This is a genomic window from Glycomyces rhizosphaerae, from assembly GCF_042647865.1.
GTDB lineage: Bacteria > Actinomycetota > Actinomycetes > Mycobacteriales > Micromonosporaceae > Glycomyces > Glycomyces rhizosphaerae.
In genome coordinates this window covers 409,971-431,816 of sequence record NZ_JBHRWO010000004.1, presented here as the reverse complement: position 1 = coordinate 431,816, position 21,846 = coordinate 409,971, and the positions used below count along the sequence as shown (strand labels likewise).

Annotated in this window: 16 protein-coding genes; 3 read left to right on the top strand and 13 right to left on the bottom strand. The window is 70.1% G+C overall.

Annotated features, from left to right (window positions below; genetic code table 11):
* Positions 1-17 precede the first annotated feature (17 nt).
* A complete protein-coding gene (locus tag ACFO8M_RS02795) occupies positions 18-2,600 on the top strand; it encodes a sensor histidine kinase (protein ID WP_387970165.1) in 2,583 nt (860 codons plus the stop codon).
* A 14-nt stretch (positions 2,601-2,614) separates the two neighbouring features.
* Positions 2,615-3,025: a roadblock/LC7 domain-containing protein gene (locus ACFO8M_RS02790; protein WP_387970163.1), complete on the top strand. Its 411-nt coding sequence runs from the start codon at positions 2,615-2,617 to the stop codon at positions 3,023-3,025.
* A gap of 186 nt (positions 3,026-3,211) precedes the next feature.
* On the opposite strand, the gene ACFO8M_RS02785 is transcribed toward ACFO8M_RS02790, so the two are convergent.
* The 12 genes from ACFO8M_RS02785 to hemE all read right to left on the bottom strand — a co-directional run bounded on the left by ACFO8M_RS02785 (position 3,212) and on the right by hemE (position 19,423).
* Complete coding sequence (locus ACFO8M_RS02785) at positions 3,212-5,086, bottom strand: HNH endonuclease signature motif containing protein (protein WP_387970160.1); 1,875 nt, start codon at positions 5,084-5,086, stop codon at positions 3,212-3,214.
* Positions 5,087-5,395: 309 nt separating this feature from the next.
* Complete coding sequence (gene ilvC, locus ACFO8M_RS02780) at positions 5,396-6,406, bottom strand: ketol-acid reductoisomerase (RefSeq protein ID WP_387970157.1); 1,011 nt, start codon at positions 6,404-6,406, stop codon at positions 5,396-5,398.
* 19 nt (positions 6,407-6,425) lie between these two features.
* On the bottom strand, positions 6,426-6,947 hold the full coding sequence (gene ilvN / locus ACFO8M_RS02775) for an acetolactate synthase small subunit (protein WP_387970155.1): 522 nt from the start codon (positions 6,945-6,947) through the stop codon (positions 6,426-6,428).
* Positions 6,947-8,806 (bottom strand): acetolactate synthase large subunit, encoded by a 1,860-nt coding sequence (locus ACFO8M_RS02770; protein ID WP_387970152.1) that lies wholly within the window; start codon positions 8,804-8,806, stop codon positions 6,947-6,949. The genes ilvN and ACFO8M_RS02770 overlap by 1 nt, the downstream gene beginning before the upstream one ends.
* A gap of 227 nt (positions 8,807-9,033) precedes the next feature.
* Entirely contained in the window at positions 9,034-11,778 is a 2,745-nt protein-coding gene (locus tag ACFO8M_RS02765; protein WP_387970149.1) for a putative bifunctional diguanylate cyclase/phosphodiesterase, read from the bottom strand.
* A gap of 108 nt (positions 11,779-11,886) precedes the next feature.
* Entirely contained in the window at positions 11,887-13,578 is a 1,692-nt protein-coding gene (locus tag ACFO8M_RS02760; RefSeq protein WP_387970146.1) for a hypothetical protein, read from the bottom strand.
* A 108-nt stretch (positions 13,579-13,686) separates the two neighbouring features.
* Complete coding sequence (ilvD, locus tag ACFO8M_RS02755) at positions 13,687-15,531, bottom strand: dihydroxy-acid dehydratase (RefSeq protein ID WP_387970143.1); 1,845 nt, start codon at positions 15,529-15,531, stop codon at positions 13,687-13,689.
* Positions 15,532-15,613: 82 nt separating this feature from the next.
* On the bottom strand, positions 15,614-16,039 hold the full coding sequence (locus ACFO8M_RS02750; protein ID WP_387970140.1) for a S24/S26 family peptidase: 426 nt from the start codon (positions 16,037-16,039) through the stop codon (positions 15,614-15,616).
* Positions 16,026-16,238: a hypothetical protein gene (locus ACFO8M_RS02745; RefSeq protein WP_387970138.1), complete on the bottom strand. Its 213-nt coding sequence runs from the start codon at positions 16,236-16,238 to the stop codon at positions 16,026-16,028. The genes ACFO8M_RS02750 and ACFO8M_RS02745 overlap by 14 nt, the downstream gene beginning before the upstream one ends.
* 9 nt (positions 16,239-16,247) lie before the next feature.
* Positions 16,248-16,961, bottom strand: coding sequence for a hydrogen peroxide-dependent heme synthase (gene hemQ / locus ACFO8M_RS02740; RefSeq protein ID WP_387970135.1), 714 nt, complete (start codon positions 16,959-16,961; stop codon positions 16,248-16,250).
* A 12-nt stretch (positions 16,962-16,973) separates the two neighbouring features.
* A complete protein-coding gene (hemG, locus tag ACFO8M_RS02735; RefSeq protein ID WP_387970132.1) occupies positions 16,974-18,383 on the bottom strand; it encodes a protoporphyrinogen oxidase in 1,410 nt (469 codons plus the stop codon).
* Positions 18,380-19,423, bottom strand: coding sequence for a uroporphyrinogen decarboxylase (hemE, locus tag ACFO8M_RS02730; RefSeq protein ID WP_387970129.1), 1,044 nt, complete (start codon positions 19,421-19,423; stop codon positions 18,380-18,382). The genes hemG and hemE overlap by 4 nt, the downstream gene beginning before the upstream one ends.
* A 236-nt stretch (positions 19,424-19,659) precedes the next feature.
* Between hemE and ACFO8M_RS02725 the strand changes: the two genes are divergently transcribed.
* Positions 19,660-20,880, top strand: a complete 1,221-nt coding sequence (locus ACFO8M_RS02725; RefSeq protein WP_387970126.1) for a ribonuclease D — start codon at positions 19,660-19,662, stop codon at positions 20,878-20,880.
* Positions 20,881-20,890: 10 nt separating this feature from the next.
* Here the strand turns inward: ACFO8M_RS02725 and ACFO8M_RS02720 are convergent, their stop codons facing one another.
* Entirely contained in the window at positions 20,891-21,667 is a 777-nt protein-coding gene (locus tag ACFO8M_RS02720; RefSeq protein ID WP_387970123.1) for a hypothetical protein, read from the bottom strand.
* Positions 21,668-21,846: the final 179 nt, after the last annotated feature.

The window sequence follows — 21,846 nt, the reverse complement described above, 5'->3', positions numbered from 1 at the left end:
ATGAAGGAACCCCTGAAATGAACGATGAGCCAGCCGTCGAACCAGCGGACGCGAAGCGGCCCAAGCCGCGCCGCCGGATGTGGTCGCGCGTCAGGATCCGGACCAAGCTGACGATCATGCTGCTCGTCCCGGCCCTCACCCTCGCCGGGATGGTCGTGCTGCGACTGGTCGAGTCGGCGCAGGAGGCCCGGAACATCGGGGCCACCGCGGACGCGGTCGAGCTGGCCCGGGACGTGAGCGACGTGATCGCCGCGATCCAGGCCGAGCGGACGGACGCGGCGATGCTGGTGTACTTGGGGGACACCGGGCTCACGGACGCGGAGTCCCTGCTGGTCGCGTTCGAGGATCACAAGGCGGCGACCGGGTCCGCATTGGAGGCGCTGGCGGCGACGCGCGGCGATCTCTCGCTGGACGACGAGTCGGCGTCGCTGCTGGACCGGGCCGACGCGCCGCTGGAGCGGTTGGCGACGGCGCGGGAGGCGGTCTTGGACGGGTCGGTCGAAGCGGTGCACCTGACCGTGTACAACTCGGTGGTCTCGCGATTGTCGGCGGTGCTCGACCACGCCGTGGACCAGGCGGGCACCGCGGAACTGACCCGGGTCGTGCGCACCGCGAGCCTCCTCGCGGGCATCGACGAGTACTCCGAGCAGCTGCGCCTCCTGATCCTGTCCTCTGAGGACGGCAAGCCGCTGGCGTCGAAGCACCGCATGTTCATGCGGTTGGCCGCGGCGCGCGAGGAGTCGCTGAACGAGTACCGCCGGATCATGGCGCAGACCGACCCCGACTCCGCGGTGTTCAAGGTCGGCGGCATCGGCGACGCCGAGGCGCGCCCGGCGAACGCGTTCGAGTCGGAGGTCGCCGGTTCGCGTTCGGACGACATCCAGACGGTGAACCACGTCGCGCTCATGCCCGCGTACGACGCCCGGCATGTGGCCACGGTCGCGCTGGTCGGCGAGTCGTTGGACGAGGCGACGTCGCGGGCGGACGCGGTCAGCACCGCGGCGCTCCAGCGCTTGGCGATCGAGGGCGCCATCGCCGTTGTGGCCCTGGCGCTCGCGGTCCTCATCGCGTACGGCATCGGGCGTTCGGTCACGCGCGGTCTGCGGGACCTGTCGGGCTCGGCCCGGCACATCGCGATGGTGGACCTGCCGCAGGCGGTCAAGCGAGTCGACCAGCAGCAGGGCCTGGGCGGGCTGAGCCCGTTCGAGTATGCGGCGCGCACGACCCCGCCGCTGCAGGTGCAGGGCGAGGACGAGCTGAGCGAGGTCGGCGAGGCGTTCAACATCGTGCACCGCGAGGCGATCCGCGTCTCGGCGCAGCAGGCGCTGCTGCGCTTCCACGTCGGCGCGATCTTCGTGCGCCTGGCCCGGCGCGGCCACTCCCTGACGGGCCGGCTCACCGCCGAACTCGATGAGGCCGAACGCAACGAGCAGGACCCCGAGCGTCTGCAGCGGCTGTTCCGGCTCGACCACCTGGCCTCGCTGATCGGTCGCGCGAACGACTCCCTGCTCGTGCTGGGCGGTTCGTCGGCGGCGAAGGTGCGCACCACGGACGCTTCGTTGGACGAGGTGCTGCAGGCGGCGCAGAGCCGCATCGAGTACTACACCCGCATCGAGGCCGCGGCCGACGACGGCGCCTGGGTCAAGGCCGACGTCGTGGACGACGTGGTGCAGCTGCTCGCGGAGCTGATGGACAACGCGACCCGGTATTCGGAGTCCGCGGCCGAGATCACGGCGCGGGTCCTCACCGGCAAGGTGATCATCCAGGTGCGCGACCACGGCATCGGGATCGAGCCCGAACGCCTGGAGCGCTTCAACGACCGCCTGCGCCGGGACACCCCGGTCGACCTGGAGGCCATGCAGGCCATGGGGTTGACGGTGGTGGGCTTCCTGGCCGGGCGGCACGGCATCGAGGTGGAGCTGCGGCCTTCGATCGGCGGCGGCGTCGTCGCCGAGGTCGCGGTCCCCGGTTCGCTGCTCTCGTTCACCGCGCCGCCGCGGGTCGAGCGGCCGCCGGCCAAGCCCGCGGCGATCATGGCCTCCGCGCCGCCGCCGCAGCAGCAGCCGCGCCCGGTGCCGATGCCGGCGCCGCGCCAGCGCGAGAACGCGCCGCTGTTCGCCCAGAACACCGCTCCAATGCAGGTTCCCGTGCAGCGCAACACGGCACAGCAGCATCAAGTGCCGCCGAACCAGGTGCAGCGGCCTGTTCCCGCCGCGCCGCGTGCGCTGCCTGCGGGCCCGTCCGGTCCCAAGGTGATCGAAGGGGACACGCGGCCCCTGCCGGTCCTCTCCTCGGCCGCGACGGCGTTCCTCTCCGAGATCCCCGAGATCAAGTTCGACATGACCGTCGTGCACGCCGACCCGTCCTTGCGGGCGGGCCAGGCGCTGCCGCAGCCCGAGTCGGCAGTGCCGTTGACCGGGCCGAACGGTCTGCCGCAGCGGCGGCCGATGTCGAACCTGGTGCCCGGCGCGATCGCGCCCTCCCCCGGCCAGGAGGGCAAGGCGATCGAACGCAATCCGCGCAGTATCGGGGCGACGTACTCCGCGTACGCCCGCGGCCTCACCGGCAGTAGGACGCCTCAACCGCAACATGACAAATAACCCGAGGATCGACCATGACCACTAGCGCTCAACTGGATTTCCTACTCAACGACTTCGTCGGCCGGGTGCCGCACGTGACGCACGTGCTCGCGGTGGCGGCCGACGGGCTGCTCATCGCGTCGAACAACACGCTGCCGCGCGACGAGGCGGAGCGCCTGTCGGCCATCGCCTCCGGTCTGACGAGTCTGCTGGCCGGCGCCGCGCGTTCGCTCCAGGCGGACCCGGTGATCAGCAACCTGACGGAGATGAACGGCGGCTTCATGTTCTCGATGTCGGTCTCCAGCGGCGCGAGCCTCCTCGCCCTCGCCGGGCTCCACTGCGACATTGGCCAGGTGGGCCACGAACTGGCGAACCTCATCAACCAGGTCGGCCCGGCCCTCACCCCGGCAGCCCGCCAGGTCGCCGCCGCGCAGTACCGCCAGTAGGCATTCGATATGCGATGAGAGGCCGGGGCCATGACGGTCTCGGCCTCTCGTTGTTTCTGCGCCTTGGGGTCGGGTCGATTTCGTCGGCTTGCTTGTTGGTGGTGGTCGCGGTCAAGGCGGGCAGCGATGAGGGGTGAGTGGAGGGGCGGGCGGGCTTCGCGGCTGCCCGGTTGGTGAAGGTCGCGGTCAAAGCTGGCGGCGACGAGGGGTGAGTAGACGGGCGGGGCGGGTTTCGCGGCCTTCTGGATCGCTGGGGCGCTGCGCCTTCTCAGTCGCTTTGGCGGGCAAGGGGAAAGGCCCGGACCGCATGGGTCCAGGCCTGAGCGCGTTAGGTGGTTCGGCCCTGTCTCCTACTATTTGGGCCTTGGTGTGCTGCGCTGCTTGCTTCCCCTGCCGGGATTGCCGCCCCGGCAGGCTGCCTAAGAAGGGGATCAAGTCCTCTGAAGATTCCCTGTCGCCGCGGATCGGTGGCGGACTGGTGACCGGGGTTTCGCGGATCTTGGGTGCTTCGTCATCCTCGAAGAGGAGACTGGTGGCCTTTGATCGGTAGCCTTGGCGGTTGATGCCGTGTTCGAAGTAATCACGGGCCTCGTCGACCTGTTCGGCGATCCATTCGAGGTCGGGCGTCATCGCCTCGGACCATTCGAAGGGGAACAAGCCAGTGGAGAAGAGGTCCTTCTCGTCGCCCTGGTACATGGTCTCCATGTCGGCGTCGCTGCGCCAGTCAGAGCACCCGCATTCGCCTGCGGCATCGGCAAGGGTGGTCGGGTCGATGAGGCCGTCAGCGCTCTGACCGCAAGGCCTGGAAGCCCCGCGGGAGCAGCCGCCCTCGTGGTGGACGATCAGCGCCTGACCGGGGCCGGTCTTCGTCACGCTCCAGCCGGTGGTGTGGATGCGGCCGTGGTGGAACCGGCACAGCAGGATCAGGTTCTCCGCGACCGTGGGGCCGCCGTCGGCCCAGTGCTGGATGTGGTGGGCTTCGGTCCAGGCGACCGGGCGCCCACACCCGGACCAGGCGCAACCTCCTGGCTGCTCAAGCTCCAGCTTCCGCCGCAGGGCCGTGTTCGGCAGGCGCAGTGCCCGGCCGAGTTCGACTGCTTCGCCTGTGGCGTAGTTGAACACCGAGGGGATCACCACGCCTTCACAAGCGAGCAGGCGCGCCCTGGGAACCGAGATCGGGTCGCCTTCCAGCAGCGGGAGGCGGCCGGTGTCCTTGCCCTGCAACGTCTCGATATCGACCGTCAAGTCCAGGGTGGCGGTGTGCCCGTGACGGGTCGCTGCCTGCGGGGAAGACCCGTAGCCCGCGAGCAACTGGTGGAGGGCTTCAGCGTTGCGAGTCGCCTGGGGAGGGAGCACACCGTAGGCGTCGACCTCGTCTTGGCGGGGCGGGGGAACGGCGGTCTTCAAGTACTTGTCGAGCAGCATGCCCGTAGTGGAGGACAGGACTCCTGAGAGGGTCCACATGCCGCCGTTGCAGTCCTCGGTCAGTTCCAGGCGCTGCAGGGACTCTTCACCGAGTGAGTCGAGGAGTTCGGCGTCCTCGGCGAGATTCGCGTGGAGCTCTTCCAAGTGCCGCTTCAGCATCTTGAAGGAAGCATGGGCGGCATACTCGGCCACCAGGGCTTCAGGGGTCGCGCAGAGGATGTCGGCATCGAAGGGGGAAGTCGCCGGTGCCCTGAAGGGAGTGCGGGCGAAGAGGGCCGCTGCCGTGGTCCGGTTCAACTGGTTCATGGCGTAGGCGACCTGGTCGATCCGCGCACTGCCCGACAGGGCCGCCTCGGACAGGACACTGAACTTCTTGGCGAGCTTGGCGATCGAGGCGATGTTCCCGGCGGTCTGAAACGGGAAGTCGAAGTGGGAGAGCAGCCAGTCCCGCTGGGCCGAGAACCCGTCCACGTCACGGTGGACGTTGGCGTCGAAGGCGTCCATCACGATCCGCAGTGCCGTCGCGTTGTGGGCGTTGATCACCGCTGCGGTGTCATCGAGGAGCATCCGAGTGGCGATGGCGTGCCCGCGCTGCTCGTCACGGGCTTCGAGAGTGGTGGTGTTGCATCGGGCCACTGGATCTCACCTCCTCGGTGTTATCGAACTATCGTCCTGTTTTCCTCTTCTTGTACTACATCAATCATGACACGGCAATGCTCCTGGCGCATCACCCGATGGGGTGAATATTCCATTGAGGAGTATCAACACGCCGCCCCAGTTCGCTTGGGCCGCGACCCAACTCGGCATCTCCGCCGCCACGAGACCGCAGCATCCTCACACCTCTTCGTCGCTGCCGCCTGAACCGCGATCGAAACAGCGCCGCAGGGCACGACAAAGGCCGGGAACCGCTTCGCAGTTCCCGGCCTTTAAAAACACTTACACGCCTTAAGCGGTCTCAGTGATCTCTCGCTGAACCCACGGCATGAGGTCGCGCATCTTCTTGCCGGTCTCCTCGATCTGGTGATCGGCCTGCTCCTGCTGGAGCTTCTTGTAGTTCTCGCGCTTCTCGGACTCCGCGACCCATTCCTTGGCGAAGGTGCCGTCCTGGATCTCGGTGAGGATGCGCTTCATCTCGGCCTTGGTGTCGGCGTTGACGACGCGCGGTCCGCGGGTCAGGCCGCCGTACTCGGCGGTGTCGGAGACGGAGTACCACATGTTGGCGATGCCGCCCTCGTAGATCATGTCCACGATGAGCTTGAGCTCGTGCAGGCACTCGAAGTACGCGGCCTCGGGGGCGTAGCCCGCCTCGACCAGGGTCTCGAAGCCGGCCTTGATGAGCTCGGCGGCGCCGCCGCACAGCACGGCCTGCTCGCCGAACAGGTCGGTCTCGGTCTCCTCCTTGAAGGTGGTCTTCAGGACGCCCGCACGGGTGCCGCCGATCGCCTTCGCGTAGGAGAGGGCGACGGCCTGGGTGTCGCCCGACGGGTCCTGCTCCACCGCGACGAGCGCGGGGACGCCCTTGCCGTCCACGAACTGGCGGCGGACCATGTGGCCCGGGCCCTTCGGGGCGACCATGGCGACGTTGACGTCCGCCGGGGCCTGGATCAGGTCGTAGCGGATGTTGAAGCCGTGGCCGAAGAACAGGCTGTTCCCGGCGGACAGGTTCGGGGCGATCTCGTCGGCGTACAGCTTGGCCTGCACGGTGTCCGGAACGAGGATCATGATGACGTCGGCCCACTCGGCTGCGGCGGCCGGGGTGAGCACCTTCAGGCCCGCCTCCTCGGCCTTCGGGCGCGACTTCGAGCCCTCCTGCAGGCCGACGGCCACGTCGACGCCCGAGTCGCGGAGGCTCAGCGAGTGGGCGTGGCCCTGCGAGCCGTAGCCGAGGACGGCGACCTTCTTGCCCTGGATCAGGGCCAGGTCGGCGTCGTCGTCGTAGAACACTTCAGCGGACATGCGTTGCTTCTTCCTTAACTTAACTATTCGGTGAGACATAGCGCGACAGCGACGCCATCGACTTGGCGCCGCGCCCGAGCGCGACCGTCCCCGACTGGACGAGCTCCTTGATCCCGAACGGCTCCAGGACTTCCAGGAACGCCTCGATCTTGTCGGAGTTCCCGGTGACCTCGAAGGTGACCGTGTCGGGTGTGACGTCGACCGAGCGGGCCTTGAACAGCTCGGCGGCGGCGATCACCTGGCCGCGGGTGGCGGCGTCGGCGCGGACCTTCACCAGCAGCAGTTCACGCTGCACGGAGGAGCCCGCTTCCAGTTCCACGATCTTCAGGACGTGGATGAGCTTGTTGAGCTGCTTGGTGACCTGCTCCAGCGAACCCGCCTCGACGTCCACCACGATGGTGATGCGGCTGACGCCGGGGTGCTCGGTCTCGCCGACGGCGAGGGAGTCGATGTTGAAGCCGCGCCTGGAGAACAGGGCGGCGACACGGGCGAGGACGCCCGGCTTGTTCTCGACGAGGACGGAAAGAGTGTGGACGCTCATCAGATCTGCCCCTCGTCGTCGAAGTTCGGGCGCACGTCGCGCGCGTAGAGGATCTCGTCGTTCGAGACGCCGGCCGGGACCATCGGCCAGACCATGGCGTCGGGCCCGACGGTGAAGTCGACCACGACCGGGCGGTCGTTGATCGCGTTGGCCTGCTCGATGACCGCGTCCACCTCGTCGACCGTGTCGGCGCGCAGGCCGACGCAGCCGAGGGCTTCGGCGAGCTTCACGAAGTCGGGGACGCGCGGCGAGGCGTCGGAGTGGTGCGTCGACAGGTTCGTCTGCGAGTAGCGCTTGTCGTAGAACAGCGTCTGCCACTGGCGGACCATGCCCAGGTTGCCGTTGTTGATGACCGCGACCTTGATCGGGATGCCCTCGATCGCGCAGGTCGCCAGCTCCTGGTTGGTCATCTGGAAGCAGCCGTCGCCGTCGATGGCCCACACGGTGCGGCCCATCTGGCCCAGCTTGGCGCCCATGGCCGCCGGGACGGCGAAGCCCATGGTGCCCAGGCCGCCCGAGTTGAGGAACGTGCCGGGCTTCTCGTACTTGACGAACTGGCTGGCCCACATCTGGTGCTGGCCGACGCCGGTCGTCCAGATCGTGTCCTCGGGCGCGAGGACGCCGAGGCGCTCGATCACGTACTGCGGCGAGGTCAGGCCGTCGTCGATGTCGGCGTAGCCCAGCGGGTAGCGCCCGCGCAGATCGTCGAGGGTCTCCCACCAGGTCTTCAGGCGCTCGGGCTCGCCGTCCTCATAGGCCTCGATCATCGCGGCGATGGCGGCCTTGCAGTCGCCCACGATCGGCACGTCCGCTTCGCGGTTCTTGCCGATCTCGGCCGGGTCGATGTCGACGTGCACGATCTTGGCTTCGGGCGCGAACGAGGCGAGCTTGCCGGTGACGCGGTCGTCGAAGCGGGCGCCCAGGGCGACGAGGAGGTCGGCCTTCTGGAGCGCGTGGACGGCCGGCACGGTGCCGTGCATCCCGGGCATGCCCAGGTGCTGCGGGTGCGAGTCGGGGAAGGCGCCGCGCGCCATCAGGGTCGTCACGACGGGAGCGCCCGTGAGCTCGGCGAGCTCCAGCAGTTCGGCGTGCGCGCCGGACTTGATGACGCCGCCGCCGACGTACAGCACGGGCTTCTTGGCCTCGGCGATGAGCGCGGCGGCCTCGCGGATCTGCTTGCCGTGCGGCTGCGTCGTGGGGCGGTAGCCCGGCAGGTCCATCTTGGGCGGCCACACGAAGGGCGCCTTGGCGTTCAGAATGTCCTTGGGGATGTCGACCAGGACCGGACCGGGGCGGCCCGAAGCGGCCACGTAGAAGGCCTCGGCCATCACGCGCGGGATGTCGGCCGCGTCGGTGATCAGGTAGGAGTGCTTGGTGATCGGCATCGTGATGCCGCAGATGTCGGCTTCCTGGAACGCGTCGGTGCCGATCGCGGAGGAGGCGACCTGGCCGGTGATGGCCACGATCGGGACGGAGTCCATGTGCGCGTCGGCCAGCGGGGTCACCAGGTTGGTCGCGCCGGGACCGGAAGTGGCCATGCACACGCCGACCTTGCCGGTGGCGAGCGCGTAGCCCTGGGCGGCGTGGCCGGCGCCCTGTTCGTGGCGGACGAGGACGTGGCGCACCTGCTCGGAGTCCAGGAGGGGGTCGTAGGCGGGGAGGATCGCGCCGCCCGGGATGCCGAAGACGGCCTCGACCTCGAGTTCCTCGAGCGCGCGGACGACGGCCTGCGCGCCGGTGAGGACGGGGGCGGCGGCGGAAGCGCCGATCGGAGGAGCCGGCCTGGGAGCCTTAGGCCTGGCGGGCTGAGCTTTGGCAGCCTGCGGCCCTGGCTTCGGTGCCTTCACTGGTGTGCTCATGTCCTTCGTCCAATAGGGAGATGTGGCTGGTTCGACATGTGGCGTCGTTCCCCGGGCAGAAAAAATCGCCCGCGTGCTAAGACGCACGGGGCGAGCGCACCGTCGGAGAACGACGGTGCGCTAGATAAGTACTACGACGAGCGGCCGCGCGGCGGGCGCGGTCGCGATGCTCTGGTCGTAGTTCTGCTTCGGCACGCTCCCCAGGATGCCTGATTCCGGCCCGTGAGTCAACTTTTCTCAGACTTCGGGACGTCGTTCGGCGTGTCGCCGGGATCGTCCACCTCCGCCGCGACGATGGCGCCGTCGATCGGCGGCCGGGGCGAGGGCGGGAGGGCCCGCGGCTCCTCGGTGAGCCAGCGCGTCAGGTCCTCGGGGTCCATCGGCTTGGCGAGCAGGTAGCCCTGCACGAGCGGCGCTTCGGCGGCGATCATGGCGTTCAGCTGCGTGTCGGTCTCGACGCCTTCGGCGATGACCTCCATGCCGAGGATGCGGCCGAGCTCGACGGTGACGGCGGCGAGGGCGCCGACGCCGCCGTCGTCCTTCGCGATGAGGTCGCGGTCGATCTTGATGATGTCGACTGGGAGGCGTTCGAGCTGGCCGAGCGAGGAGTACCCGGATCCGAAGTCGTCCAAGGCGATCCGCACGCCCGCGCCCCGCAGTGCCCCGAGCTGGGCGATGAGGGTGTTCATCTGGTGGGAGAAGTCGTGCTCGGTCACTTCGAGCACGAGGCGGCGGGCCGGGACGCCCGCGGCGATGAGCGCGGTGTTGACCTCGGTGGCGAACAGGTGCGTGTGGAGTTCCTTGACCGAGACGTTGACGGAGATCCAGGCTTTGATCCCGGCGGCGGCCCAGGTGGCGAGCTGTTCGGCGGCGCGGTTGACGGTCCAGACCGCGAGGTCCTGGGTGAGGCCCGATTCGGTGGCGGCGGGGATGAACTCGCCGGGGCTGACGTGGCCGAGGCGGGGGTGGTGCCAGCGCATGAGGGCTTCGGCGCCGACGATGGTGCGGTCGGCGGTGGAGAACACGGGCTGGAAGACCAGGCGGAGCTCGTCGCGTTTGATGGCGCCGCGCAGCTCCTGGGTGAGTTCGTTCCGGCGGCGCACTTTGCGGTCGAATTCGGCGTCGTAGGTCGCGTGGCGGTTCTTCCCGGCCTGCTTGGCGGCGCGCAGGGCGAGGTCGGCGTTGCGCAGCAGGATCTCGGGGTCGCCGAGGCCTTCGGAGGCGGTGGCGATGCCGACCGAGCCGGTGGTGAAGACCGTGGACTCGTCGTGGAACTCGTAGGGTTCGCCGAGGCGCGCGACGAGGGCCTTCGCGGTGGCGACCGCTTCGGACCAGCTGGCGCGCAGGAGGATCGCGAATTCGTCCCCGCCGAGGCGGGCGCCGACGTCGGTGGGGCGCAGGAGTTCCTTGATGCGGCGGGAGACTTCGACGAGGAGTTCGTCGCCGAAGTCGTGGCCGCGGGTGTCGTTGACGTTCTTGAATCCGTCGAGGTCGAGCAGCAGCAGGGCGGTCTCGTGGTCTTGGTGGCTGACGCCGTCCTCCAGGCTCTGGAGGAGCGCACGACGGTTCGCCAGGCCCGTGAGCGGGTCCGTGTAGGCCATGCGCGCGAGTTCGGTCTCCAGGCTGCGGCGCGCGCCCACGTCCTCTACGCGGGCGACCAGGCCCCGTACTTGGGGTTTGCCGCGGAGGTCGGTCACGACGGTCTCGGTGTGGCGCCAGCGCCGCGCGGAGTCGCGGACGCGGATGTTCAGGGAGACCTGCCGGGTGTGGCTGATGCCGTCGAGGAGGGTGCGCAGGTCTTCTTCGGCGCCGCGGCGGTCGTCGATGTGGACGAGTTCGAGGAAGGACGCGCCGACGCAGCCGCCGGAGTCGGTGGCGGGCCGCCAGGCCGAGTCCTCGGGGAGCCAGGTGACGGTGAGGTCGGGTTCGAGGACGAGCACGGTGTCGGAGGCGACGCCGACGATCGCGGAGAGTTTGCGCTGGCGGGCGGCGGCTTCGCCGGTGACGCGGCGGACGTCGAAGTAGGTGAGGACGAGGCGTGCGGCGAGGGCTCCGGCGGCGGCGAGGGCGAGGAGCGCGGCGTCGAGGGGGAGTGCTCCGGCGTTGGCGCCGTTGAAGAGCACGGCTGCGGCGGCGAGCCCGGCGGCGCCGCCCATGACGGTGTAGTGGACGCCGGGGTAGTTCGGTTTGTCGATCGGGGCGGGCTTCTGGGTGCGGGCCAGGTAGGTGACGCCGAGGAGCGCGGCGCAGGTGGCGACCCAGGCGACGGACCACCAGAGGATGCGCACGTCGGGGCGGTCCCACTGCCAGGTGGTGTAGGTGGCGGTGGCGGTGAGCTGCACGGCGAAGACGGCGACGTACGCGAAGGCGTGGCGGCGGCGCCAGCGCTGGATGCGGAAGGTGGTGGTGAAGCCGACGCCGAGCATCACGACGCCCATCATGGCGGGGATGACGATGGCGAGGTCGCCGTCGTCGAGGTGACCGCGGTACGCCTGGAAGAGCGGTCGGGCGGCGAGGAGCCAGAGGGCGAACAGGGCGCAGAGGCCGACGAACGCGCCGTCGACGAGGCGGCGCTGGACCGCTTGCGGGTCCCAGCCGTTGTCGGGGAGGCGCAGGAGCGCGAGGGACCAGAGGACGATGGCGGTGGAAGAGCCGATGCCGGCGATTATGGTGCCCGCGCCGCCGGGGGCCCAGCAGGCGGCGGCGATGCCGGCGGCGGAGACTTGTATGCCGGCGGCCATGAGCTGGTAGGTGACGCGGCGGCCCTGCTTGATGCGGCCGGCCGCGCGCCACATGAGCAGGCCGGCACTCGCTGCGCCGAAGCTGCCGAGGGCGGCTGCGCTGGCGGGGTCGATGCGCGGGAACGCCGAATGCGCGCCCACGACGATGGCCGCCGTCAGGACTGAGCACCACACGGCGGCGGCCGCGATCCAAGACAGTCGCTGCCGGATCCGGCGGGGGGTTGGCGCCATCCACTGACCCAATCGTTGGAAGCCTCGTGCTTAACAGGATGCCGCATGGCCGTACCGATCGGTATCGGGCCCTCCGGATGTGCCGCGTGGGGCGACTGAGGCGACGACCTATCGGGACTCACTCAGGACGTTCGGTCTCGGTTCGGCGGGCAGCGCGGACCGGAGTCGTTTGAGGGCTTGGCGGGTGGCGATGTCGCGTTCGGTCTCGGTGCGTTCTTCGAGTTCGGCGTCTTTGCGGGCCTTGAGGAGTGCCGCGCGGACGTCGGCGAGCTGGTCGTCGCGGCGGACGTTCTGCTGGGCGGCCTTGGCGGCGTCGGTGCGGTGCTTCCAGAGCGGGATGACGGCGGCGGCGGCGCACAGGGCCGCGAGGAACCACTGGCCGAGGACGAGCATGAGCACGGCGAACGCGCCGATGCCCGCGACGAAGGAGGCGGTGACCGCCGTCGAGGGCGCGACGGCGGCGAAGGCCGCGTCGATGCGGCGTTCGACGGCCGCGAACTGCTCCGGGTCGTGGCCGTCGCGGGTGACGCCGATGGTCTCGCCGCGACGGCGCACGTTGACCGTGACCTTCTCGGTGGTGCCGAGCGAGGCTTCGCGGTGGTCGAGACGCGAGCGGAGGACCGGCGCGGCGAGGTCGAGGGCGAGGCGGCGCAGCGGTACGGGCGTCTCGGGGTCGAAGAGGTCGCGGCGCACGAGGTCGGCGACGGTCCCGGCCGGTGCGGTCCAGGAGCGGCGGTCGCCTTCGCGCCTTTCGGGAAGCGGGTTGAACTCGGCCATCCGGAGCACGAGCGGGAGTTCGGCGGGGCTCGGTTCCTCGATGAGTTCTTGGAGGTAGGAGCGCCAGGCGGCGTCGGGGGCAGGGCCGCTGGGTGCCGAAACCTCGCCGTAGGCGGACGCGCTGAGGCTCGCTTCGTCAGCCGGCAGCGCGGGCGCATCGGGCTCTGCGGCGAAGTGGGCGGCCAGCGCCTCGTAGGCCTCGGCCGGGGTGAGTCGGCGGGCTTCGGTCGCGCCGAAGTCCGCGATCGCGGTGTCCCAGGAGGCGAGCGCCGCCTCGTCGAGCGACTGGGCGTCGAAGCGTTCGCGCAGCAGCGAGGCGATCTGCGCTTCGGCACTGGGGCCGAAGGCGCCGAGCGCGGCCTGTTCCCACAGGGTCCGCCAACCCGCGGCGACCTGGCCCGGTTCGGCCACACCGAGGTCGGAGGGCTCGGTGAGGAGCCGCAGCACGGCCGCGTCGATGAACGCGGGCTGGTCGAAGCAGCGGCCGACCGCGAGGCTGAACAGTTCGGCGCGGACCGCGTCGCGTTCGCGCGCGGCCTCGAGGCCCGTCTTGAGGTCGGCGAACGAGTTCCCGGCGGTCCGCTGCTGCGGGACCCTGTCGCGGAGCACGAGCGGCAGCACTGCGGCCGCGGCGGGCGGGAGCCAGTACCCGGGCACGTCGTCGAAGCCGTGCAGGACGGGATCACGGCCTTCGGCGAGGGCCCGCACGGTATTGCGGATCTCCTTGCGCGCCTGGTATTCGTCGAATTCGAGCTGCTGGAACCGCAGCTCGGTCCACTGGATGACCGTGTCGAGCCGCGAGTTCATGAGGGAGGCGGTCGAGGAGATCCGCTCGGCGAGTTCGGCCTCTGCGGCTCGGCGCTCCCGTTCGAGCCGGCGGGTCCGCGCGCGCTGCTGCTCGATGGCCTGCTCTTGGGCGCGCTCGCGGCCGGCTTCGGTCCAGTACCAGGTGGGAAGGACGTCACTGGAGGACCAGTACTCGCTGTAAGAGGAGTTGTCGTTTGACGAGTAGCTGTCGCTCATGGCGGGCGCTCCGGGGGGGTGAGGGATCGTGGGCGGGGTTCATTGTGCCCGGAACGCGCCAACGGCGGGGTTCCCGATGTGGGAACCCCGCCGCCTGTGGCCTAGTGCTTAGTTGACCTTGCGGACCGCGCCGTCGCTGGCCGGAGTGGCCATCGCGGCGTACGCCTGGAGGGCGCGGGAGACCACGCGGTCGCGGTCGACCGGCGTGTAAGGATGCTCGCGCTTCTCCTGGGCCACACGGCGTTCGGCGAGCACGGCGTCGTCGACCTTCAGCTCCAGCCTGCGGCCGGGGATGTCGATCTCGATGATGTCGCCGTCCTCGACCAGGGCGATCAGGCCCTCGCCGGCGGCCTCGGGGCTCACGTGCCCGATCGACAGGCCGGAGGTGCCGCCCGAGAAGCGGCCGTCGGTGATGAGCGCGCACTTGCGGCCCAGGCCGCGGCCCTTGAGGAACGAGGTCGGGTACAGCATCTCCTGCATGCCGGGGCCGCCCTTGGGGCCCTCGTAGCGGATGACGACGACCTCGCCTTCGACCACGGACTTGTCGAGGATGCCCTGCACCGCGTCGTCCTGCGACTCGAAGACGTGGGCCGGGCCGGTGAAGGTCCAGTTCTCCTCGGGCACGCCCGCGACCTTGACGACGGAGCCGTCGACCGCGAGGTTGCCGAACAGCACGGCCAGGCCGCCGTCCTTGGTGTAGGCGTGCTCGACCGAGCGGATGCAGCCGTCCTCGGCGTCGGTGTCGAGGGTCTTCCAGCGGTTCGAGGTCGAGAACGCCTGCGTGGTCCGGACGTTGCCGGGCGCGGCATGGTAGAGCTCGATCGCTTCGGGCGCAGGCGATTCGGCGCGGATGTCCCACTTGCCGAGCCATTCCGCCATCGAGGACGAGTGGATCGTGCTGACGCCGTCGTTGAGCAGGCCGCCGCGGTACATCTCGCCGAGGATCGCGGGGATGCCGCCGGCGCGGTGCACGTCTTCCATGTGGTACTTCGGCGAGTTCGGCGCGACCTTCGACAGGCACGGGACGCGGCGCGAGATCGCGTCGATGTCGGCCACGTTGAAGTCCAGCTCGGCCTCGCGGGCCGCGGCCAGGAGGTGCAGGATCGTGTTCGTGGAGCCGCCCATGGCGACGTCGAGCGCCATCGCGTTCTCGAAGGCCTCGCGGGTGGCGATGTTGCGCGGCAGGGCCGACTCGTCGTCCTCGTCGTAGTAGCGGCGGGCCAGGTCCATGACCGTGCGCCCGGCCTCCTCGAACAGGGCCCGGCGGGCCGTGTGCGTGGCGAGGGTCGAGCCGTTGCCCGGGAGGGACAGGCCCATGGCCTCGGTGAGGCAGTTCATGGAGTTCGCGGTGAACATGCCCGAACAGGAACCGCAGGTCGGACACGCGTCGAGTTCCATCTGGCGGAGCTTGGCGTCCGAGACGTCGTCGTTCGCGGCCGCGACCATCGGGTCGACGAGGTCGAGCTTCTGGACGACGATGCCGTCCTTGTCGACGGTCTTGCCGGCCTCCATCGGGCCGCCGGAGACGAAGACGACCGGGATGTTCAGGCGCAGCGCGGCCATGAGCATGCCGGGAGTGATCTTGTCGCAGTTGGAGATGCACACGAGGGCGTCGGCGCAGTGCGCGTTGACCATGTACTCGACGGAGTCGGCGATGATCTCGCGGCTGGGCAGCGAGTAGAGCATGCCCTGGTGGCCCATGGCGATGCCGTCGTCGACGGCGATCGTGTGGAACTCCTTGGACACGCCCCCGGCCTCGGCGATGGCCTCGGCGACGATGTCGCCCATGTTCTTGAGGTGCACGTGCCCGGGCACGAACTGCGTGTAGGAGTTGGCGATGGCCACGATCGGCTTGCCGAAATCGGAGTCGGTCATGCCCGTTGCGCGCCAGAGCGCGCGAGCGCCCGCCATCTGGCGGCCGTGAGTGGAAGTGCGTGAACGTAGCGCTGGCATGGATCAAGTCTGCCACGTCCCGAATCGCGGGAAGAATCGCCCGGAACTTAGGACTCCCTAAGGTCCGCGCAGGTGAGCGCGGTCAGAACGAGCGGATCACTGAACCGACGATCAGGTTCGCAGGGCACGGCCCGTGGCGGCGGGAGTCCTCCCCCGCCGGGTTGTCGGAGAGCAGGAAGTAGTGCCCGGGCGGGACGGGTTCGCCCGAGCCCGGCATGGGCTCGCCCGGTCCGGCTGCGATGCGTTTCACCCACCACGGGGCTTTGGCGCGTTTCAGGTCGGCCCAGCCGAGCTGGGAGTCGGGCGCGGCCACCACCACGATGTCGCCTGCGGCGATCCGGCGCGTGCGCTTGGCCAGCACTTCCTGGCCCTCGCGTAGCGCCGGTTCCATCGAGACGCCTTCGACCTTGACGAGCACCCAGCGGCGGCGCAGCTGCCGCACCGACTCGATCATGAGCGCGAACACCGCGATCAGCGCCAGCGCGGAGAGCCAGTCAGAAGAGGTCATCGATGCCGCCCTCTTCGGGTTCCTCGGGCCGCTTCTTGCGGAAGCGCTCGAACACCGAGAACGAGGTCAGGCCGAGGGCGGCCATCACGACGAGCACCCCGTAGACCAGCGCGACGACCACTGCGACGACAACGACGACGTTGATCGTCACCCATGCGGCTCCGAAGCCGTCGAGATTGTCCGGGTTCGTGGAATCCATCCCCGGACTCTACGGGAGGTCGTTGATGATGTCGGTGATCGTGCGGCGTTTGCCGGTGTAGAACGGGATCTCTTCGCGCACATAGAGTCTCGCGCGGGAAGCGCGCAGTTCGCGCATGAGGTCGACGATGCGGTGGAGTTCGTCGGCCTCGAAGGCGAGGATCCACTCGTAGTCGCCGAGGGAGAAGGCCGGGACGGTGTTGGCCCGCACGTCCGGGTAGTCGCGGGCCATCTGGCCGTGCTCGCGCAGCAGGTCGCGGCGCTCCTCGTCCGGGAGGAGGTACCAGTCGTAGGACCGCACGAACGGGTAGACGGACACGTAGCCCTTCGGGTCCTCGGTGAGGAACGCCGGGAGGTGGCTGCGGTTGAACTCGGCGGGCCGGTGCAGCGCCATGTTCGACCAGACGGGGGCGAGGTGGCGGCCGAGGGCGGAGCGGCGGAAGTCCGAGTAGGCCTTCTGGAGCTGGTCGCTGGACTCGGCGTGCCACCAGACCATGAGGTCGGCGTCGGCGCGCATGCCGGTGAGGTCGTAGGTGCCGCGCACGGTGACGCCGTGGTCGGCGCAGTGCTTCGCGAAGAACGCCTCGGTGTCGCTGGCGAGGTCCTGGCGGATCGAGGGCATGGGCTCCTGGACGCGGAACACCGACCACAGGGTGTAGCGGATGGTCTCGTTCAGTTCCTTGATGCGTTGCGCGTTCGGGTTGTTCCCCTGGTGTTCAGCCACGTTGCGGCCCTTCTAGTTCGAGTCGTTCAGCATGTCAGCGACCGTATCGGCGGCGCGCTGCCCGGACGCGATGCACGCGGCGATGCCGACGCCGTCGACGGCGGCGCCGGCAATCGCGATGCCGCGGTGCTCGGCGAGCGCTTCGCGAGCGGCCGCGATGCGGGCGCCGTGGCCGGGAGCGTACTGCGGGAGGGCGCCGCCCCAGCGGTCGACGCGTTGCGCGACGGGTTCGGGCAGGCGCTGGCCGAGGTGCTCGCCGAGTTCGCGCAGGGCGGTCTTGGCGAGGGTGGCGTCGTCGTGCTGGAGGAGGGCCTCTTCGCCGAGGCGGCCCATGGAGACGCGCACGATCTGGCGGCGGCGGCCCAGGTGCGGCCATTTCTTGCTCGCGAAGGTGGCGGCCTTGACGGTCTTGCCTTCGGAGGCGGGCGTGAGGAACCCGGAGCGGTCGGGCAGGTCGACCTGGTCGAACGCGAAGGCGGCCAAGGCGACCGAGGCGTAGGCGACGCCCGAGAGGGCGGCGGCGGCCTGGGGTTCGACGGCGCGGAGGAGCTGGGTCGCGGGCGAGGCGGGCACGGCGAGGACCACGGCGTCGGCGGTGATCTTGATCGGGTCGGGCACGGGCCCGGCGATGACCTCCCAGCCGTAGGGGGTCTGGCGCAGTTCGCGGACGGTCATGCCGAGGCGGATCTCGGCGCGCGCGGAGGCGGACGTGGCGGTGACGAGCCGTTCGAGGCCGCCGTCGATGGTGGCGAACACGGGTCTGCGGGGGCCGTCGCTCGGCGGCCGTTTGATCTCGTTCACCGCGTCGGTAAGGCGCGCATGGCGTTCGAGGGCGGCGGCGAGCTGCGGCATGACGGCGCGAACGGAGAGCCGGTCGACGTCGCCGGCGTAGACGCCGCCGAGCATCGGGGCGACGAGCCGGTCGAGGATCTCGTCGCCGAGGCGGTCGCGCACGAGGGCGCCGACGGACATGTCCTGGCCGGGTTCGAGGATCGGGAGGCCGTTGTCGGGGCGCTCTTTGGCGTTGGCGACCGCCGCGACGTCGGCGGGGTCGCCGGGGATGCCCATCATGTGCCCGGCGGGGAAGTCGACGAGTTCGCCGCCGATGCTCAAGGCGGGCTTGGCGTCCGAGGGGTAGACGATCGCGTCGCCGAGCCCCACCGCGTGTGCGAGCGCGGTCGCCTCGGGCCGGGCGGCCAGGAGCGATTCGGCGCCGGTCTCGACCTGGCGTCCGGCGAAGTCGACGGTGTGGATCTTGCCGCCCATGCGCATCGCCTGCTCGGCGACGATGATCTCGGCCTCCGGGCCGAGGCGTTCGCGAAGGCGGTGCGCGGCGGCGAGGCCGGTGATGCCGCCGCCGATGACCAGGACCCGGGTCCGGCCCGGCGTGCCCGTCAGGCGGGCGGGGGTCATCGGGCTCATCGGGCGGTGGTCTCGTGCACGCGGTCGACGACGAGCTTGAGCTTCGCGGGGTCGGAGTCGGGCAGGACGCCGTGGCCGAGGTTGAAGATGTGGCCCTTGGCGCCCTTGGCGGCGTCGAGGACGGCGTCGGTCTCGGCGAGCAGCGCGGCGTCGTCGGCGAGGATCAGGGCCGGGTCGAGGTTGCCTTGGAGGACCTTGTCGGGCAGGCGCTTCGCGGCCTGGTCGAGCGGGATCCGGAAGTCGACGCCGCTGACTTCGGCGCCGGTCTCGGTCATGGCCTCGAGCAGGTGCCCGGTGCCGACGCCGAAGTGGATGCGCGGCACGGAGTTCGCGACGCCAGCGAGCGCGGCGGTGGAGTGCGGCAGCGCGAAGCGGCGGTAGTCGGCTTCGGAGAGGGCCCCGGCCCAGGAGTCGAAGAGCTGCACGGCCTGTGCGCCGGCCTCGACCTGGACGCGGAGGAATTCGCCGCAGATGGCGGCGAGGCGGGAGGCGATGCCGTGCCAGACCTCGGGCTGGGACTTCATGAGCGCCTTGGTCTTCGCGTGGTCGCGGCTGGGGCCGCCCTCGATGAGGTAGGACGCGAGGGTGAACGGGGCGCCGGCGAAGCCGATGAGCGGCGTGTCGCCGAGTTCCTTGACGAGCAGGCCGATGGCCTCGGTGATGTAGGGGACGTCGCACGGGTCGAGGTTGCGCAGGCGCTTGACGTCGGCCTCGGTGCGGAACGGCTCGGCGACGACGGGGCCGACGCCGGGGACGATCTTGACGTCGACGCCGATCGCGGCGAGCGGGACGACGATGTCGGAGAAGAAGATCGCGGCGTCGACGCCGTAGCGTCGCACCGGCTGCATCGTGATCTCGGCGACAAGTTCGGGGGTGCTGCACGCTTCGAGCATCGAGGTGCCCGCGCGGGCCTGCTTGTACTCGGGGAGCGACCGCCCGGCCTGGCGCATGAACCAGACGGGGGTACGGCTCGGCTCCTCGCCGCGGCAGGCGGCGAGGAACGGCGACTCTGCGGGTACGGCTGCTGCTGCGTTGGACACGCTCCAATCCTTTCACGGCGATCGCACACTCGCCCGCAGCGGCGAGTGCGATGTGGCCCGCATCGGTCCGGTTGCGATGTGCCCCGCACTCGCGCACGGACTGTGGCGGGCCACCCTGCGAGCGGCCGTCCATCATGGAGGTCAAATAGGTCGATTAAGCCACTATCGGGTGGAAATCGGTCTCCTGTGCGGCGGGGCAGTAGCGCGCGCAGGTTACCTGGCCGTACGGTGAACGGGTGACCGATCCCCAGCCCGAGCCCGAAGCCGAAGCCGAACTCCTCACCGAGCCGCGTGAAGGCATGCCGCCGCTCATCCAGACCTCCGCCGAACTGGCCGAGGCGGCCGAACGCCTCGAGGCCGGGTCCGGTCCCATCGCCATCGACACCGAGCGCGCCTCCGGCTTCCGCTACTCGGGTCGGGCCTACCTCATCCAGCTGCGCCGCGCCGGCGCCGGATCGGTCCTGGTCGACCCCATCCCGATCGAGGACATCGCGCCGCTGCGCCGGGCGCTGACGGGACCCGAGTGGATCCTGCACGCCGCGAGCCAGGACCTCCCGTGCCTCGAAGAGCTGGAACTGCGCCCCACCAAGCTCTTCGACACCGAGCTGGCCGCGCGCCTGTGCAACTTCGAGAAGGTCGGGCTCGCCTCGATCACCGAACAGCTCCTCGGCCACCGCCTCGAGAAGCAGCATTCAGCGGCCGACTGGTCCTCGCGCCCGCTCCCCCACGACTGGCTCGTCTACGCCGCCTTGGACGTCGAACTCCTCATCGAACTGCGCGGCAAGCTCGCGGCCGAACTCGCCAAGCAGGGCAAGTCCGCCTGGGCCGAGGCCGAGTTCGAGCACGTGCGCCTCGCCGGCCCGCCCAAGCCCCGCAAGGAGCCGTGGCGGCGCACCAGCGGCATCCACAAGGTGCGCGGCGCCAAGGCCCTCGGCCGGGTGCGCGCGGTGTGGGAGGCCCGGGACAACCTGGCCCGCAAGCTCGACCGGGCGCCGGGCAAGGTGCTGCCGGACGCGGCGATCGTCGAGGCCGCGACCGCGGACCCGACCGACTTCGCCGAGATGATGAGCCTGCCGGGCTTCCGCAGACGCGGCGGGCGCACGAACGCCCGCCTGTGGCTCGCGGCCCTCGCCGACGCCCGCACCGTGCCCACCGAGGACCTGCCCTCGACCACCCCGCCCCAGGACGGCCCGCCCGCCACGCACCGCTGGGCCGACCGCGACCCGGTCGCGGCCGAACGCCTCGCCGCCGCCCGCGCGGTCGTCACCGAGATCGCCGAGAAGCACAACCTCCCCGCCGAGAACCTCATCGCCCCCGCCCTCGTCCGCGGCCTGGCCTGGGAGCCCCCGAAGAAGGTCTCCGCCAAGTACGTCCGCACCGTGCTCACCGAGGGCGGCGCCCGCGAATGGCAGATCGAACTGCTGGCCGAAGGCCTCGCCGAGGCCCTCAACGCCTGAGGCGGCGGCGCTAGCCGGCGAAGCGGACGCCGAGCAGGTGGTCCTGCACGTCGTCTAGGGGTTCGGCGTCCGCGGGACCGCCGTATGAGCAGATGGCGGCGCTCGAGTCGCCCAGGTAGACGGCGACGAAACCCCAGCGTTCGTTCCATTCGCCTTCGGTGATCTCGCCGGTGTCGGGGTCGACGCGGGTCGTCCAGGTGTATTCGGCTTCGGCGGCGAGGACGGCGCGGCCGTCGACGCGGTAGTGCCCGAATTCCGGTGCGCCGGTGCGCTCGTAGACCGAGGCCTCGTCGTTGCGGGCGCGCTGCGCGACGGCGATCGCGCTGAAGACGTCGGTGTCGACGATCAGCACGGGGCGCTCACCGGGCCCGTAGCAGTCGACCCGGACGTCGCCGGAAGTGAAACCGAACTGCGCGTCCACCAGTTCCCCGTCCGGAATCGGCGTCCAGCCTTCGCGTTCGAGATCCGGGACCCAGACGCCCGGGGCGGCGAGGGCCAGGTAGCCGTCGGTCGCGGTGAACGCGGCCGCGCCGGCGGTCAGGTCGGTCGCATCGGTGAACTGCACCGCCGCGGGATCTTCGGGCTCGACCGGGCCGTGGTCCCCTTCGCAGCACACGTCCCCTTCACCGCAGGCGACGGTCGCCGCGCAGTCCACCGGGTCGAAGAACGAACTCTGGAAGAAGATCGTCACGCCGGCAGCGGCGGCCAGGACCAGGACCAGGGGAACGGCCCACAGCCGCGTCGGAATCGATCGGCGGTGACTTTCGGACGGCTCAGGGTCGCTCATCCGGCACAGGCTAGCGGCGGCGCGCTCGGGCGCGGCGAAGCGAGTTGAATCCAGGGCTTTCACCTGCGTTGACAGGGCGCATCGGGGTCGGCGGACACTAGGCTGGGTGGGGCCGTGACATTGATCTTACTAGCGAGTAACATCGGTCGTGACGTAGCACTCAATACGACGCTGCATAC